Origin of the sequence: Flavobacterium sp. ZB4P23, assembly GCF_003970375.1 — a bacterium.
GTDB lineage: Bacteria > Bacteroidota > Bacteroidia > Flavobacteriales > Flavobacteriaceae > Flavobacterium.
Genome location: NZ_RYDK01000004.1, coordinates 124,910 through 139,810, shown reverse-complemented (window position 1 = coordinate 139,810; position 14,901 = coordinate 124,910). Strand labels below are relative to the sequence as shown.

Below are 14,901 nucleotides of genomic sequence, written 5' to 3'. Positions count from 1 at the left end.
TACACAATTGTTAATTTTTAACAGCAGTAATTGTTTTATAAAACAACAACGCATTTCCATCTGTCAGTAATGAGATAAAATGACAAATATGAAGTAATCTTCCGTATAAATTTTCTTTTTCCAAATGATGCTTTTCAGGCAACATTTTCAGAATTAAAGAGTCGTAATTAGATGCATTCCCATCGAATTTATTATTGAAAGCCGTTATGAATTTATCTAACAAGGTTTGAATAATCTGGTAGCCTACAATTTCTTTCTCAATGACTTCCCGACTTTGGTAAATATTATCCACACTTATTTTGATAATATCGTCCATCTGCGCTTTGTATTTGCTCTTATCCATTATGGCATACGGGAATTTTCCGTTCAGGATCAGCACTTCATTTTCGACAAATACTTTTACGGCATCATTGATTAAACTTCCAATTGCCAAAGCGCGCAAATAACTTATTCTATCTTCTTTGGTTTCTAAGGTCTTGTATTTTGAAGTATCAATGCTGTCTTTTACCAATTTTATCAAATATTCTAAAGCAAAATCTTCGGAAACTAGTCCTAAATTGATTCCGTCTTCAAAATCAATAATGGTATAACAAATATCATCAGCCGCTTCGACTAAATACGCTAAAGGATGTCTTTCAAAACCAATATCCATCCCTGTTTTATTTGGAATCAATCCCATATCTAAAGCCACATCTTGAAAAAAAGTTTTATCCGTTTGAAAGAAACCGTATTTTTTGTCGGCAATAGCTGCGGTTGGTTTCTTCGGCAAGCTTTCTTTTGGATACTTCATAAAAGCACCCAGAGTTGCAAACGAAATTCTAAGTCCTCCTTCAATTCCCGGACGACTGGCCGTCAACACCGAAAATCCATTCGCATTTCCTTCGAAATCAATTAAATCCTGCCATTCTTTTGCCGTAAGCTGGTTTTTGTATTGTTGTCCTTTCCCAATGGAAAAATATTCACCAATTGCTTTCTCACCGGAATGCCCAAAAGGCGGATTCCCAATATCATGAGCCAATGATGCAGCGGCAACTATAGCCCCAAAATCATTCATGTGATAGCCATGCACTTCTTGTAGATGCGGATATTTCTCGATGATTTTTTTACCCACCAATCGCCCTAAAGAACGCCCCACGACAGAAACTTCTAAACTGTGCGTCAATCTGGTGTGTACAAAATCAGTTTTTGATAACGGAATAACCTGCGTTTTATCTTGTAAACTTCTAAAGGCAGCCGAGAAGATAATACGGTCATAATCCACCTCAAAACCCAAACGGGTGTCGTCTTGTTCTATCCGCAATCGTTTGCCTTTGTCTCCTTGTCGTTTTAGTGATAAAAGTTGTTCCCAGTGCATCATTATATTTTTGGTTTTTACAAGGAGCGAATATAAAGAAAAGGTTGTGTTTATAAACAAAAAAACAGTCTAAAATGACTGCTAATTTTATCTTATCTACTTTCTTATTCTTCCGTAAATAATTTTTTCTTGGTTATAAACTCGTGTTTTTTCACCACATACGTTGCGGATAAAGTATCATGCAAACCTCTTTCTGTTTTACCCAGAAATGAAAAAGGGTCCATAGGATTAAGGCGGGATACTGCTCGTATCATAAAGTTTTTGGTATTGGGTTTAGATCCATCAACTCGTACTACAATCGTTTTGGTAAAATACTTAGCAAAGGTTCTGGAGAAGTACATCTCCGTAAATGCATAGTAAAAAAACAAAATAATAAGTCCAAAGAATAAATTTTCAATCAAACTTAATGATGAAACCCAATTCGATGCCTCATGACTGTTTGTTGTATCTCCAATTATATTAATGGTAGCGACAATACTTATTGCTATAATATAAATAATCAATATATCGATAAGTAGATTCAGGAGACGCTGGCTTTTGGAAGCTAATAAATCATCTGTAATAGTAAATTTTTTATTTTCCATAGTAGTTCGTATTAAAAATGATTCTTTATGATGATAACCATCTCAAATATAGCAAAATTAAGTCAATTTATCAGGATTTTTACTTATACTTTTGGTCTCAGAATTTACTCTTCTTTCTAATTTTTTTATATCTTCTTCTGGTGGAAGATTTTCAGGAACAATCTTTCTGTCCAATAATAATTTTCTTACTCCTAAATTATTTTTAACATGCTCAGAAGAAATACTTCTTTCTGAAGACAACCCCTTATCTTTTGTATTAAAAACGGTAATTTCAGTAGCAAAATCTTTAGCTTTTATAACAATTGTCGAAAGAAAATCAGCAAGTGGTCTACTTTCTGGAATACCAAGCTTTTTTTTCATTTGCGAAGTGTTTTTTCCACCAAATAAAGCTTGGTCTCCTTTACTTCTAATTATCCCAAAATTTTTATCATTACCTGTTTTTTCAAAAATAAGTTCCGACAATTCCTTTTCAGATAAAGTCAGTTTTTGTCTGGCATTTAATCGTTCCCAATCATCAATTCTTTTTGCAATTAATTCAAATCTTCTTGTTTGAACCGCAAAATAATTTTGAGCAAAAGCAATTTGTTCTTTTCTCGGATCACCGTTTTGAGCTATTAAATAACAAGCATAACGAGTAAGCATTATATCATCAATTTCTCTCTCTGTACCTGACCCAATAACTACCATTTTGTTGACGTCAACAAAATGGTCTAATATCAGATTATCAGAGACTTCACAAGAAGTCTTTGCTTTAGAAATTACTTTATTAAAATTACGCCATTCCGAATATCCTAATAAATGCTGAATGTCTCTTGCAAACCAAAATTCAATTCCATTTTCTGTATTTTGAGAATGGCCTTCAAAATCATTTGTCAAACTTTTTATTAATTCTTTCTTCATGTATTTATGTTTTTAAAAAATTTTAGAATCACCCATTTTTTTTATGCCTCCTTTAAATTCATGTAAATATTTGTTAATTCACTTCTTTCAACATTCCTTTAAACATTGAAAACAATGGTCTGATTATATAAAGCAATATAAACATTCCAAAAAACAGCAAAATTATATTATTTTCAATTTCTTCTTTATTATAAAACAATATCTCTTTTAATTTCAATTCAAAATTTTGTTTATTTAATTCCCTTTTTTTATTTATTATGGCTTTAACAAAAGCATATTTAAACTCTCGCAGTTCATCATCAGTTGCGCCTTCTTTAGCATAATTTCTTAATTCACTAACTATTAAATTATGGTCTTTATCTGTTACAACCTCCTTCCCCTCTTTAAATACATCTTCTTTTTTCATTGATGTTGATTCACTTTTTTTTTCGACAATCTCATAAGCTTCATTTAAGTCAAATGGATGTTTTTTTATGACTATCCCAAATTCATCAACATTCGATTCAGGAAGGGGTATTATAAGTAATTCTTCCTCAACTTTATTTATTAGATTTTCAATCTTTAAAATCTCATTTTTCAAAGTATCTTTTCTAATTTTATGATATTCATTATTACCATATGAAAACAATATAGTCCCAATTATAGCACCTATAAAAACAAAGAAAAAATACAACTCCCTCTTTGCCATTTTCTTATAACTACTTGATTCTATGGAATTCATCTTATTCAAATATTTGCAGACAAAATAAAACGATAATGTAGGTATGACAAGATAAATTAGAAATCTTAAATAGCTCATTGACCCATATCCATCGTTCAAAATATCAGAATGGTATGAACTGGTAGTTTTATAATGCCTCATCATAAAATCCAAATTATTTTGAATTCCTTGATAAGGAACAAAATAAACGCAAATCAATAAGATTATTGATAAATATATTAAGAATGCAATTTTTTGAAAGATGTTTAGTTTCATGAAATTTGGGGTTAAAAAAAGCTATCATTTAAATGATAGCTTTACAATTAAAAATTATTTAGACTATTGTTGAAATCATCATCGTCTTCAATTTTCTTTTTTTTCTTTTTTAATAAATCTAAAATTAGATTCTCATATTCTGAATTAAATTTTTTAACATCTTCATTGATAGCTAATTTTCCTTCCTCTAATTTATCAAAAGTTTCTTTAAAACGTTTTTGAAGTATCACTTGATTCTCTGATATTTCACTAATTGTTTGATATATTGTTTGGAATTCAAGTGTAATTTTATCCTTAACAACTCTTCCTTTTATTTCTACTGGATTATATTTATTTGGACAATTAAATAATAAGTCTTGATTCCCTTCTTTCAAAGTGATTTCAAAAAAATATTTTAAATATTTTATTCCGGGTGAATAATCAATCCCTTGAGAAAATCTTTTCACTTCAATTTCTGTTAATTCAAATAACTCACTTGAAGGCTGACTTCTTTCATTAACATTAAAATCAAGAGCTTCCAATTTCACATCGTTAAAAATTCTAAATTTTATATCAATCAAATTTTTCTTTAAAATTTCATTTTTTGTCAGATTATCAACAATCAAATGAATCTTTTTAAAAATATCACTCGAAGTGTTTTCAATATGTTTTGTATTAAATATTTTCATTGCCATTAAGTTTTTAAGATTAACTCCCACACATTTCACACTCGTCCGGACCTGCATTTTTAGACAATTCGAGCATGGCTCTGTATTCATCCGAAGTCATTTCTACTGCTTCAGCGACTGCAGGAATAACGATTGATTGCTCCTTGATTTCGATTGGCTCCGCTTTTTTATCATTGTTTAATGTAAATTTAATCGCATCTACCGCAGCTTTTGTTCTCAAATAATACATTCCCGTTTTCAATCCAGATTGCCAAGCATAGAAATGCATCGATGTCAATTTAGAATAATTGGCGTTTTGCATGAATAAGTTCAACGATTGTGATTGATCCACAAAATAACCACGTTGACGAGACATGTCGATAATGTCTTTCATAGACATTTCCCAAACTGTTTTGTACAATTCTTTCAGGTCTTGCGGAATATTCAGGTCTTGAACCGAACCGTTATTTCGCATTAATTCTTGTTTCAATGTTTCGTTCCACAAACCACGCTCCACTAAATCGTGCAACAAGTGTTTGTTTACCACAATAAATTCTCCCGAAAGTACTCTTCTGGTGTAAATATTAGAAGTATAGGGTTCGAATGCTTCGTTGTTACCCAAAATTTGTGACGTCGATGCTGTTGGCATTGGCGCCACTAACAACGAGTTTCTCACTCCGTGTTCCATCACTTCTTTTCGCAAGGAAGCCCAGTCCCAACGACCAGATAATTCCTCATCTTTCATTCCCCACAAATTGTATTGGAATTCTCCTTGAGATATTGGCGAGCCTTTAAATGTCGAATAAGGACCTTCTTCTTTGGCCATTTCCATCGATGCGGTTACCGCAGCAAAGTATAATGTTTCAAAAATTTCCTGATTTAGTTTTTTAGCTTCGTCGCTCGTAAACGGCAAACGCAACATAATGAAAGCATCGGCTAATCCTTGTACTCCAAGACCAATTGGCCTGTGGCGTTTATTAGAATTCTCTCCCTCGATTACCGGATAATAATTCCTATCAATTACTTTATTTAAGTTTCTAGTTACCCGTTTTGTAACGGTATACATCAATTCATGGTCAAACTTTCCATTAGAAACAAACATCGGCAAGGAAAGAGAAGCTAGATTACAAACTGCAATTTCATCTTTGGATGTAAATTCCATAATCTCGGTACACAAATTCGAAGAACGAATCGTCCCCAAATTTTTCTGGTTTGATTTTCTATTAACTGCATCTTTATACAACATGTAAGGCGTTCCAGTTTCGATTTGCGATTCTAGAATTTTCTCCCACAATTCATGTGCTTTAATGGTTTTTCTACCTTTTCCACGTTTCTCGTAATCAATGTACATGGCTTCAAATTCTTCGCCATACACATCATACAATCCCGGACATTCATTAGGACACATCAACGTCCAATAACTGTCTTCTTGTACTCTTTTCATGAACAAATCCGAAGTCCACATCGCAAAAAACAAATCTCTGGCGCGCATTTCTTCTTTTCCGGTATTCTTTTTTAAGTCCAAAAATTCGAAAATATCCGCATGCCAAGTTTCGATGTAAATCGCAAAACTTCCTTTACGTTTTCCACCACCTTGATCTACATAACGGGCTGTATCATTAAAAACACGCAACATCGGAACAATTCCGTTTGACGTACCATTGGTACCACGAATATAGGAACCCGTTGCTCTTACATTGTGAATCGAAAGTCCAACACCACCAGCTGATTGCGAGATTTTAGCCGTTTGTTTCAACGTGTCGTAAATTCCGTCAATACTATCATCTTGCATCGCCAAAAGGAAACAAGAAGACATCTGAGGTTTTGGAGTTCCTGCATTGAATAATGTAGGCGTTGCATGCGTAAAGAATTTTTTCGACATTAAGTCGTACGTTTCAATCACTGAATCTAAATCATCTAAGTGAATCCCGACCGAAACACGCATCAACATGTGTTGCGGACGCTCCACGATTTTACCGTTTATTTTTAGTAAATAAGAACGTTCTAAAGTTTTAAACCCAAAATAATCATAATTAAAATCTCTATTGTATATCACATGGGAATCTAAAAATTCCGCATTTTTCATAATCACCTGATGTACTTCTTCAGATAATAAAGGTGCATCTTGTCCATTTCTCGGGTTTACATAATGAAACATATCGTTCATTGTTTCCGAAAATGATTTTTTAGTATTGGAATGCAAATTCGAAATTGCAATTCGCGCCGCCAATTGTGCATAATCAGGATGCGCAATAGTCATTGAAGCCGCAGTTTCGGCTGCTAAATTATCTAATTCTGACGTAGAAACTCCATCATAAAGCCCTTCAATTACTCGCATTGCGACTTTCACGGCATCTACTAAATCATTTAAACCATAGCATAGTTTTTTAATTCTATCTGTGATTTTGTCGAACATTACCGGCTCTTTGTGGCCATCTCTTTTTACTACGTACATACTTTTGTTTGTTTTTTAAAACAGAAAATCCCTTCGCTGTTTTTCGTTATTTGTTAGTCATTGCGAGGAACGAAACAATCTCAATTATTGTTTCATTTGCTCAATTTTTTTTGGAGCCATATCCAGCTATCCATTTCAATCTTTCTAGTCCTGAAAAAAGTTCAGGACTAGAAAGGATTTCCATTACTATCTGGGCTAATCAGTATTAGAAACAAAAAGAAATCAGTAAATCATTTAAGATTTAAAAAATCAAAATATTTCTTTAACATTAAAATATTTAGAAAAATTAAGACAAAACTTAATCGATCTTAATTCCTTCATGGTTTGATAAAAATCTAAAAATCGGCGTCAAAAGATATTTTCTGAGCATCACCATCAGTGTTCATTACACCTGCTTTTTGATATTCAGCCACTTTCTTTTCAAAGAAATTTGTTTTCCCTTGAAGCGAAATCATATCCATAAAATCAAATGGGTTTGTAGTATTATATTCTCTGTCGCAACCTAATTCCACTAACAATCTGTCAGCAACAAATTCTAAATATTGTGTCATCAATACGGCATTCATTCCTATCAAACTTACCGGAAGTGACTCGGTGATAAATTCTCTTTCAATGTTTAAAGCATCTACAATAATGCTTCTGATTCTTTCTTTTGGCACTTTATTCACCAAGTGGTGGTTGTGTAAATGCACGGCAAAATCACAGTGAACTCCTTCATCACGAGAAATCAATTCGTTAGAAAACGTCAATCCTGGCATTAAACCCCGTTTTTTCAACCAATAAATCGAGCAAAATGCTCCCGAAAAGAAAATTCCTTCCACTGCTGCAAAAGCAATCAAACGTTCTGCAAATGAATCCGATTCAATCCATTGCAAAGCCCAGTCCGCTTTTTTCTTAATCGCCGGAAAAACCTCTAAAGCATTGAATAATTCATCTTTCTCCACTTCATCTTTTACATAGGTATCAATCAATAACGAATAGGTTTCGCTGTGAATGTTTTCCATCATAATTTGAAAACCGTAAAAGAATTTCGCTTCCGCATATTGCACTTCGTTTACAAAATTTTCTGCCAGATTTTCATTTACAATGCCATCTGAAGCAGCAAAAAATGCCAAAATGTGCTTCACAAAATAACGCTCATCATCCGAGAGTTTGTTGTTCCAGTCATTTAAATCCTGTGACAAATCGATTTCTTCAGCCGTCCAGAAACTGGCTTCCATACTTTTATAAAATTCCCAAATGTCATGGTGTTTGATAGGAAAAATTACGAAACGATTTTTATTTTCTTGTAAAATTGGTTCAACTTGAGTCATTATAATTGTTTGTTTTTTTGAGGTTTTAACAAATTTTTAAGCTTTTTGAGAGATACAAAGATTGTAAAATATTGCGGTTAATAAAAGCCAAACTTATTCACAATCCCCTATAGTTTTTAACAAATAGAAAAATTAAGATATTTTTCATACAAATTTTAAAACACTTAAATTCAGTATTTTAAATAATAATTAAAGGAATGAAGCACCGTAAAATATAGTTTTTTTAAATAATTAAACAAGAAAAACAGAATTCTTATTTACTTATTTTTTCATGTCTTGCGCCACCTTTTCAAGTTCAGCATACCAGTCTTCGCCAAATTTACGAATCAGGGCTTCTTTGACAAATTTATATACCGGAACTTCAAGTTCCTGACCTAAAGAGCAGGCGGGATCACAAATATCCCATTTGTCATAATTAACAGCGGCAAACTCCGTAAAATCTTTCACCCGAACTGGATACAAATGACAAGAAACTGGTTTTTTCCAACTAATTGCTCCTTGATTATAGGCTTGTTCAATACCACACAGAGCGGTCTTACCGTCAAATATTGCGTAGGCACAATCTTTGTCGTCAATCAGTGGCGTTTCAAGATCACCATCGGTACCTTTTACCCAAGTTCCTTGCGCTTCAATTGCAGCAATTCCTTGTTTGCGTAAAAAAGGCTTGATCTTTGGATAAATAGATTCGAGGATTTGAGTCTCCTCAAAACTCAATGGTGCACCAGCGTCACCATCTACGCAACAAGCGCCTTTACAAGCAGTCAAATTACAAACAAAATCTTTTTCGAGTAAGTCTTCTGAGACTATGGTTTTTCCTAGTTGAAACATTCTGCAAAGATATTCAAGAAATTTGAAAAAGCACCTCAGCAACTCATAAATTCGTAAACAAAACCGAATAAAATTAAAACGAATTTACCTAATTTTATACTCCTGATTTTTTAACTTCGTTTACTTTTGTTTTCAAACTTATACAAACAATTGCATTTTTTATTTCTTTACAGTTCATCCTCTTTCACCAACCAAAAACACAGAACCATTTGAAATGGTTTTAAAAAATATTGAGTATTAATTGCCTTAGTTGTGCCCTAAAAACGATAAAAATCAAACTGTTACTTTTTTAGGACTATGAAATACAGGTCAACTATTCCCTCCTGGGAAAAAAAATCTTCTCAAAAAAAAGGCATTAAAATTAAAAAATCTACTCCTCCAATAATCAGGGAAATTATCTACTTTTACCATAAATAAAAAAAGTCTGTTATGGAATTCGATATTCGCGAAATAATCACCGTAGGAATGGTACTTTTTGCCGTAATTGACATCGTGGGATCCATCCCGATTATCATTGATTTAAGAGCAAAACACGGACATATTGAATCCGAAAAAGCATCCATTGTAGCCGCCGTCATCATGATTGTTTTTCTTTTTGCCGGAGAAGAACTCTTAAAACTAATTGGAATCGATGTCAATTCTTTTGCTGTAGCCGGATCCTTTGTGTTGTTTTTCTTGGCATTAGAGATGATTTTAGGAATTCGGATTTACCGGGACGAAGAAGCCAGCTCTGCCTCAATTGTTCCCCTTGCCTTCCCTTTGATTGCTGGAGCCGGAACAATGACCACTTTACTCTCTTTACGCTCCCAATTTTATACCATAAATATTGTAATTGCCATTTTATTAAATATCATTTTGGTCTATATCGTTTTAAAATCATCCTCAAAAATAGAAAAATTATTAGGCGAAAACGGACTTGGTGTAATCAGAAAGACTTTTGGCGTAGTACTTCTGGCGATTGCTGTTAAATTATTCGCTGCGAATGTTAAAGGTTTGTTTGTCTAAAATATAATTTCCTAAATTTACCCTTAAATTATTGTAAAATAAAAAATCTGATTTTTTTGGAGCATTTTATTCTAAATAAATAACCCCTCCAAACATCTGCATTTTTTACCAAAAACAAAAACATCTTATGAAAATTTTCACTAACATCTTGGTATTTTTAGCAATAGCGCTAATCCTATTTAATGTTACTTTACTGGATTTCAAAAATCCATTCCAAGGAGATAGCGTAGTTGCATTTATTGGAATGGCAGCCTCTTTTTGTGCTGTATTGATTCTTCTAATATTCAGAATGTCAAAGAAAATAGAAGAAAAAACAAACGAAAAATAGCCTTGGTCTTTGATGTACTTATCCTTGGCGGTGGCGTATCTGGCATGTCATGCGCTCTAGTTTTGGGTTCTGCAAACAACAAACACTTTGTGTCTAATAAAAAAATCGGGGTGTTTACCCATCAAAAAACCTCTGCCCTTAAGGAAGCGCTATTCAATAATGTCTACGGAATCCCTGCAGGCACATTAGGCGCTGATTTATTGAAAGAAAGCACAGGACATCTTTTAGAAAAATATCCGCACATTACACAAATTCCCAACGAAAAAGTACTAAAAATTGAGGGCACCGCTCCTGAGTTTGCTGTAACTACAAATAAAAAAACCTACAAGACCCGCATAATTGTTGTAGGTGTCGGATCTGCAAATACTTTTGCTATTGAAGGTTTAATGCCATCTGTAGAACCACATCAAAAATCCCTTCCCGAAAAACAACGAATCCAACTCAAAAACAGCGATCACAAAGTCAAGGAAGGCATTTACGTGATAGGCACTTTAGCGGGATGGAGAAGCCAACTGGCCATTGCTGCAGGCAGTGGAGCTGCAGTAGCAACAGATATTCTAACTTTATGGAATGACGGAATTCAGACTCATGCTCATGATAGCATTAGATAAATAGAATTTCATTCTGGAAAATCTCTCAAAAAATAGTGTTAGGTTTACACCTTCAATTCACTGTTTTATGGGATCATTTTTTTTGGGACTGGCAAGACTCCTGATTTTTATCGGATTTGTTTCTTTTTTTTCGATTGTGTTTTTTCTTTTTTCTTTTTTTCGAAGCAACGAAATTAACGCCCAAAAAGCTCTTGTACTGCGGGATTTTATAATTCGCACCTCAAATACCCTTTTGGGCATACGCACTATTATCTATGGCGACAAGCCGAAAGTTCAAGGACTAATCGTAGCCAATCACCGTTCCTATTTTGACCCAATTGTTATCGTAAACCAAATACATGCTTTTCCTGTAGGGAAAAAAGAAGTTGCCTCATGGCCTATGATTGGCTACATCTGCAAAATATCCGGCGTTTTATTTGTAGATAGAAAGTGTCCAAAAAGCCGACAAGAAACCGCCGAAAATATCCGAGAAGTTCTTGCCAAAGGATATTCGATCATTAATTTTCCAGAGGGGACAACAGCGGTTTTGCCAACGACTCTTGATTTCAATTACGGCTCTTTTGTAATGGCTACTAAGATTAAAGCTGCCGTGATTCCTATTGCAATAGATTATAAAGAAAAAACAGACGCTTTTATTGGTGACGACACTTTCATTCCGCATTTTTTAAAATGCTTTGGAAAACGGACCACTGAAATTAAAATAACTTATTTTCCGCCTATTTATTCTGAAGATGCAGCCTGTTTATTAAGTACGTCAAAGAAAATGATAGATAACGAACTCATTCGATATAGAAAAGATTGGGACAATCAAAATTAATTTTCCTTTTAAGGACAAACAAAATCAAGAGTGCAATTTTCTAATTAAGCATCAAGTCCTAAGCTAATAAGCATCTCAAAAATAGAATCTTCATTTAGTGCCACTTTCTTTAAAACAGCTTTAATTCCTTCCACATTTTTTTGTTCCAGAGCATTATCAAAGTCATTTATAAGGCCTCCAACATACAAACGCTCATTAACTGTCATTCCAGAAAACTTACTTTCCATACTGTGAAATATAGTGATTATTATTTTTTCAAAATTGCCTTAATCATGGCATCCTCTTTCAATATAATCTCATAATAAGACCGTTCCCCATACAATTGCCGAGCAAATTCAGCAGCCAGGTATCGTTTTACCAATGATTTGCTTTTTCCAAATTTCAAATCCAATCCGTTGCCAAAAATAAATTTCTGAAATGAATTGAAATATTCCTCTGTTTGATTCATTTTAGATTGGAACTGAGCAAAAGTAAGTCCTTTAAAGGCGCTCCGATTTTTATCCAATTGTTCGAAAACAAAATTCCCTACGATTCCCGATTGCAATAAATAAGCGGTACTTTCATTTCCATGTTCCACCTCAAGCGGGACAAAAACATCAGGAACAATACCGCCACCGCCATATACAATTTTACCTTTCTTAGTTTTGAATTGCAAGGTGTCTGAAACTTTAATACTGTCTTTTTGATACAGTTCCCCATTTTCAAAACGCATTTCTGATTCTTTAAAATACGCTTCATTCCCTTTTGAATAAGGTTTTTGAATAGACCGGCCTGTGGGCGTATAATATCTGGCAGTGGTCAAGCGAACTGCTGAACCGTCAGCAAAATCTATTTCTCGTTGCACCAATCCCTTTCCAAAAGAACGGCGGCCTACAATAGTTCCCCGGTCATTATCCTGAACGGCTCCTGCAAGAATTTCACTTGCTGAAGCGCTGTTTTCATTAATTAGAATAAAAACATTTCCTTTTTCAAAACTACCTTTTTGGGTTGCAAATGTCTTGTCTATAGTACCTTTTTTGTTTTTGGTAAAAACAATCAGTTGTTTGTTTGGCAACAATTCATCCGCGATAGCAATTGCTTCTTCCATATAACCGCCACCGTTATCTCGAACATCAATAATAAGTGACTTCGCACCTCGTTGCTTAAGTGCAGACAAATTTTGCATAAACTCCTTGTAAGTAGTTTCGGCAAAACGATTTATTTTTATGTATCCTGTCGCATTACTCAAGAGCAAAGCGGCATCAACACTTTTTAAGGGAATAACATCGCGTTTTAGTTTTAGCTTGAGTTTTTTACGTTCTGATTTTCTATATATTGTAAGCTCAATATTAGAACCTACGGCCCCTTTTAATTTAGAAAACAAACTGTCTGTGGGCAACTTACGTCCGAACAATTTGGTTTTATCAGCATATAGAATCCGATCACCTGATTTTATTCCTGCTTTTGCCGAAGGGCCGTTTTCTACAGGTTTTATGACCGCTACAGAATCTTTATACATATAAAAACTCACTCCTATTCCCACAAAATTACCCTTCATGCTTTCCATTACCTGTTGCTGCTCGCTAGCGGGAATATATACGGAATGCGGATCAAGTTGCGCAAGAATATTATCAACGGTAAGATTTACAATAGAATCCGTATCAACCGCATCAACGTATTCAGTATCAATAAAATCAATGAGTGTATTCAGCTTAGTTTTAGAATTATTTTTAGCTGTGAAATCAGCTCTACCGGGAAAATGCAACATCCCGCCCAACACAACGCCAAAAGCAAGTGTTGAGAAAAGGAGTAGCGGTAAATATTTTGTATTAAATTTCATATAAAGTTATTATTAAAAAAATAATATAACCTGACGTGCATCATCGTTTTAATTTTTTTTGCACGTTCTTTTATTCCTCCAAAACTGGAATATGCTCAACCTCTACTCCGGCTTTTATCAAAAACTGAATGCCGGAATCATCGCGATAGCCATTGTGATAGACCACTCTTTTTATTCCCGACTGGTGAATCAATTTACTGCACTCCTTACAAGGAGAAAGTGTGATATACAGGGTGGCTCCTTCGCAGGATTGTGTTGATCGCGCTACCTTGAGGATCGCATTTGCCTCAGCATGTAAAACATCCCAGCGGGTTAATCCTTGCTCATCTTCACAACAGTTTTCAAAACCGGAGGGCGTTCCGTTATACCCATCTGAGATTATCATTCTGTCACGCACAATAATTGCACCAACTTGTTTTCGTTTACAATAGGACAGCAAGCTCCATTCTTTGGCAATTCTAAGGTATGCTTTGTCGTATTTATTTAATTTTTTTTTGTTCATTTTATCTTATCCAGATTTCACTTTCCACAATCATTGGTATCACTACTCCTATTATAAATGCTGACATTACTAATGTCCAGTCGCGTTTTGAAAATCTAAAAACAGTCTGAACAATGTAGGCTAAAATCAAAACCAAAAAAACCACTACAATCTGGGCGGCTTCTATACCTAGTGCAAATTCTGACAGTGGCAAGACTTTAGACATAGCATTTCCTCCAAGAATCGATTTGAAATAATTTGAAAAACCCAACCCATGAATTATCCCAAAGAAAAGCGTGATAAAAAACATCAGATTGAGGCTTTCTTTCTTGCTCGATTTTCCTGCCGTAAAAAGATTAAACAATGCGGTTATCACAATTGTAATTGGGATTAACAACTCAACAATATTTACTTTTATGGCAATTATACCAAAAACAGAAAGCAGTAAAGCCATGGTATGACCAATGGTAAAAAGGGAAACCAAAAGTACAATTCGCTTCCAGTCCTTGAAAGAAAAAGGAACCGCTAGGGCGATTAAAAATAAAACATGATCATAAGCGTGAATATCCAAAACGTGTTTTAATCCTATTTGAAAGTAAATCCAAAATTCTGACATCAGTAAAGTATTAAGTTGATAAAGGGTTGTAAACTTACGATTAATTTTGAAAATGATTCATTTGAACATTCAAATAAATACAAATCAAAAGCAGGTATGTCGAAAGAAAAAATATAAAAAAAAATAAAAATTAATACTTTAAAATAGATATATCTTTGTACGATACA

The 14,901-nt window shown here is 33.9% G+C and carries 16 protein-coding genes; 4 read left to right on the top strand and 12 right to left on the bottom strand.

What is annotated here, in order from left to right:
- Positions 1-10 precede the first annotated feature (10 nt).
- The 8 genes from dgt to EKL99_RS08060 form a co-directional block, all read right to left on the bottom strand.
- Entirely contained in the window at positions 11-1,354 is a 1,344-nt protein-coding gene (gene dgt / locus EKL99_RS08095; protein WP_126459023.1) for a dGTP triphosphohydrolase, read from the bottom strand.
- Positions 1,355-1,458: 104 nt separating this feature from the next.
- Positions 1,459-1,938: an RDD family protein gene (locus tag EKL99_RS08090; protein WP_126576731.1), complete on the bottom strand. Its 480-nt coding sequence runs from the start codon at positions 1,936-1,938 to the stop codon at positions 1,459-1,461.
- Positions 1,939-1,995: 57 nt separating this feature from the next.
- Positions 1,996-2,838: a DNA damage-inducible protein D gene (gene dinD, locus EKL99_RS08085; RefSeq protein WP_126576730.1), complete on the bottom strand. Its 843-nt coding sequence runs from the start codon at positions 2,836-2,838 to the stop codon at positions 1,996-1,998.
- Positions 2,839-2,911: 73 nt separating this feature from the next.
- The gene (locus EKL99_RS08080; protein WP_126576729.1) at positions 2,912-3,814 is read right to left on the bottom strand and encodes a hypothetical protein; all 903 of its coding nucleotides are present in this window, start codon (positions 3,812-3,814) and stop codon (positions 2,912-2,914) included.
- Between the two features lie 47 nt (positions 3,815-3,861).
- Positions 3,862-4,482, bottom strand: coding sequence for a hypothetical protein (locus EKL99_RS08075; protein ID WP_126576728.1), 621 nt, complete (start codon positions 4,480-4,482; stop codon positions 3,862-3,864).
- Between the two features lie 19 nt (positions 4,483-4,501).
- Complete coding sequence (locus EKL99_RS08070) at positions 4,502-6,916, bottom strand: ribonucleoside-diphosphate reductase subunit alpha (RefSeq protein ID WP_126576727.1); 2,415 nt, start codon at positions 6,914-6,916, stop codon at positions 4,502-4,504.
- A gap of 335 nt (positions 6,917-7,251) precedes the next feature.
- Positions 7,252-8,229, bottom strand: a complete 978-nt coding sequence (locus EKL99_RS08065) for a ribonucleotide-diphosphate reductase subunit beta (RefSeq protein WP_126457579.1) — start codon at positions 8,227-8,229, stop codon at positions 7,252-7,254.
- Between the two features lie 261 nt (positions 8,230-8,490).
- On the bottom strand, positions 8,491-9,057 hold the full coding sequence (locus EKL99_RS08060) for a DUF3109 family protein (RefSeq protein WP_126456402.1): 567 nt from the start codon (positions 9,055-9,057) through the stop codon (positions 8,491-8,493).
- A gap of 429 nt (positions 9,058-9,486) precedes the next feature.
- Between EKL99_RS08060 and EKL99_RS08055 the strand changes: the two genes are divergently transcribed.
- From EKL99_RS08055 to EKL99_RS08040, 4 genes are all read left to right on the top strand, one after another.
- Positions 9,487-10,062, top strand: a complete 576-nt coding sequence (locus EKL99_RS08055) for a MarC family protein (protein WP_126457580.1) — start codon at positions 9,487-9,489, stop codon at positions 10,060-10,062.
- Positions 10,063-10,189: 127 nt separating this feature from the next.
- Complete coding sequence (locus tag EKL99_RS08050) at positions 10,190-10,390, top strand: hypothetical protein (protein ID WP_126456406.1); 201 nt, start codon at positions 10,190-10,192, stop codon at positions 10,388-10,390.
- A 44-nt stretch (positions 10,391-10,434) separates the two neighbouring features.
- The gene (locus tag EKL99_RS08045; protein ID WP_126576818.1) at positions 10,435-11,001 is read left to right on the top strand and encodes an NAD(P)/FAD-dependent oxidoreductase; all 567 of its coding nucleotides are present in this window, start codon (positions 10,435-10,437) and stop codon (positions 10,999-11,001) included.
- Between the two features lie 67 nt (positions 11,002-11,068).
- The gene (locus EKL99_RS08040; RefSeq protein ID WP_126576726.1) at positions 11,069-11,818 is read left to right on the top strand and encodes a 1-acyl-sn-glycerol-3-phosphate acyltransferase; all 750 of its coding nucleotides are present in this window, start codon (positions 11,069-11,071) and stop codon (positions 11,816-11,818) included.
- A 44-nt stretch (positions 11,819-11,862) separates the two neighbouring features.
- On the opposite strand, the gene EKL99_RS08035 is transcribed toward EKL99_RS08040, so the two are convergent.
- The 4 genes from EKL99_RS08035 to EKL99_RS08020 form a co-directional block, all read right to left on the bottom strand.
- The gene (locus EKL99_RS08035) at positions 11,863-12,045 is read right to left on the bottom strand and encodes a hypothetical protein (RefSeq protein ID WP_126457582.1); all 183 of its coding nucleotides are present in this window, start codon (positions 12,043-12,045) and stop codon (positions 11,863-11,865) included.
- A 20-nt stretch (positions 12,046-12,065) separates the two neighbouring features.
- Positions 12,066-13,637, bottom strand: coding sequence for a S41 family peptidase (locus EKL99_RS08030; protein WP_126576725.1), 1,572 nt, complete (start codon positions 13,635-13,637; stop codon positions 12,066-12,068).
- Between the two features lie 70 nt (positions 13,638-13,707).
- Positions 13,708-14,139, bottom strand: coding sequence for a dCMP deaminase family protein (locus EKL99_RS08025; protein WP_126576724.1), 432 nt, complete (start codon positions 14,137-14,139; stop codon positions 13,708-13,710).
- Between the two features lies 1 nt (position 14,140).
- Positions 14,141-14,734, bottom strand: coding sequence for a HupE/UreJ family protein (locus EKL99_RS08020; RefSeq protein ID WP_126457585.1), 594 nt, complete (start codon positions 14,732-14,734; stop codon positions 14,141-14,143).
- Between the last annotated feature and the right edge of the window lie 167 nt (positions 14,735-14,901).

Coding starts and splice junctions, on each gene's coding strand:
- dinD (WP_126576730.1), bottom strand. CDS start 2,838: ATGAAGAAAGAATTAATAAAAAGTTTGACAAATGATTTTGAAGGCCAT.
- EKL99_RS08075 (WP_126576728.1), bottom strand. CDS start 4,482: ATGAAAATATTTAATACAAAACATATTGAAAACACTTCGAGTGATATT.
- EKL99_RS08045 (WP_126576818.1), top strand. CDS start 10,435: ATGTCATGCGCTCTAGTTTTGGGTTCTGCAAACAACAAACACTTTGTG.
- EKL99_RS08035 (WP_126457582.1), bottom strand. CDS start 12,045: ATGGAAAGTAAGTTTTCTGGAATGACAGTTAATGAGCGTTTGTATGTT.
- EKL99_RS08055 (WP_126457580.1), top strand. CDS start 9,487: ATGGAATTCGATATTCGCGAAATAATCACCGTAGGAATGGTACTTTTT.
- dgt (WP_126459023.1), bottom strand. CDS start 1,354: ATGCACTGGGAACAACTTTTATCACTAAAACGACAAGGAGACAAAGGC.
- EKL99_RS08025 (WP_126576724.1), bottom strand. CDS start 14,139: ATGAACAAAAAAAAATTAAATAAATACGACAAAGCATACCTTAGAATT.
- EKL99_RS08090 (WP_126576731.1), bottom strand. CDS start 1,938: ATGGAAAATAAAAAATTTACTATTACAGATGATTTATTAGCTTCCAAA.
- EKL99_RS08065 (WP_126457579.1), bottom strand. CDS start 8,229: ATGACTCAAGTTGAACCAATTTTACAAGAAAATAAAAATCGTTTCGTA.
- EKL99_RS08020 (WP_126457585.1), bottom strand. CDS start 14,734: ATGTCAGAATTTTGGATTTACTTTCAAATAGGATTAAAACACGTTTTG.
- EKL99_RS08060 (WP_126456402.1), bottom strand. CDS start 9,057: ATGTTTCAACTAGGAAAAACCATAGTCTCAGAAGACTTACTCGAAAAA.
- EKL99_RS08050 (WP_126456406.1), top strand. CDS start 10,190: ATGAAAATTTTCACTAACATCTTGGTATTTTTAGCAATAGCGCTAATC.
- EKL99_RS08070 (WP_126576727.1), bottom strand. CDS start 6,916: ATGTACGTAGTAAAAAGAGATGGCCACAAAGAGCCGGTAATGTTCGAC.
- EKL99_RS08040 (WP_126576726.1), top strand. CDS start 11,069: ATGGGATCATTTTTTTTGGGACTGGCAAGACTCCTGATTTTTATCGGA.
- EKL99_RS08080 (WP_126576729.1), bottom strand. CDS start 3,814: ATGAAACTAAACATCTTTCAAAAAATTGCATTCTTAATATATTTATCA.
- EKL99_RS08030 (WP_126576725.1), bottom strand. CDS start 13,637: ATGAAATTTAATACAAAATATTTACCGCTACTCCTTTTCTCAACACTT.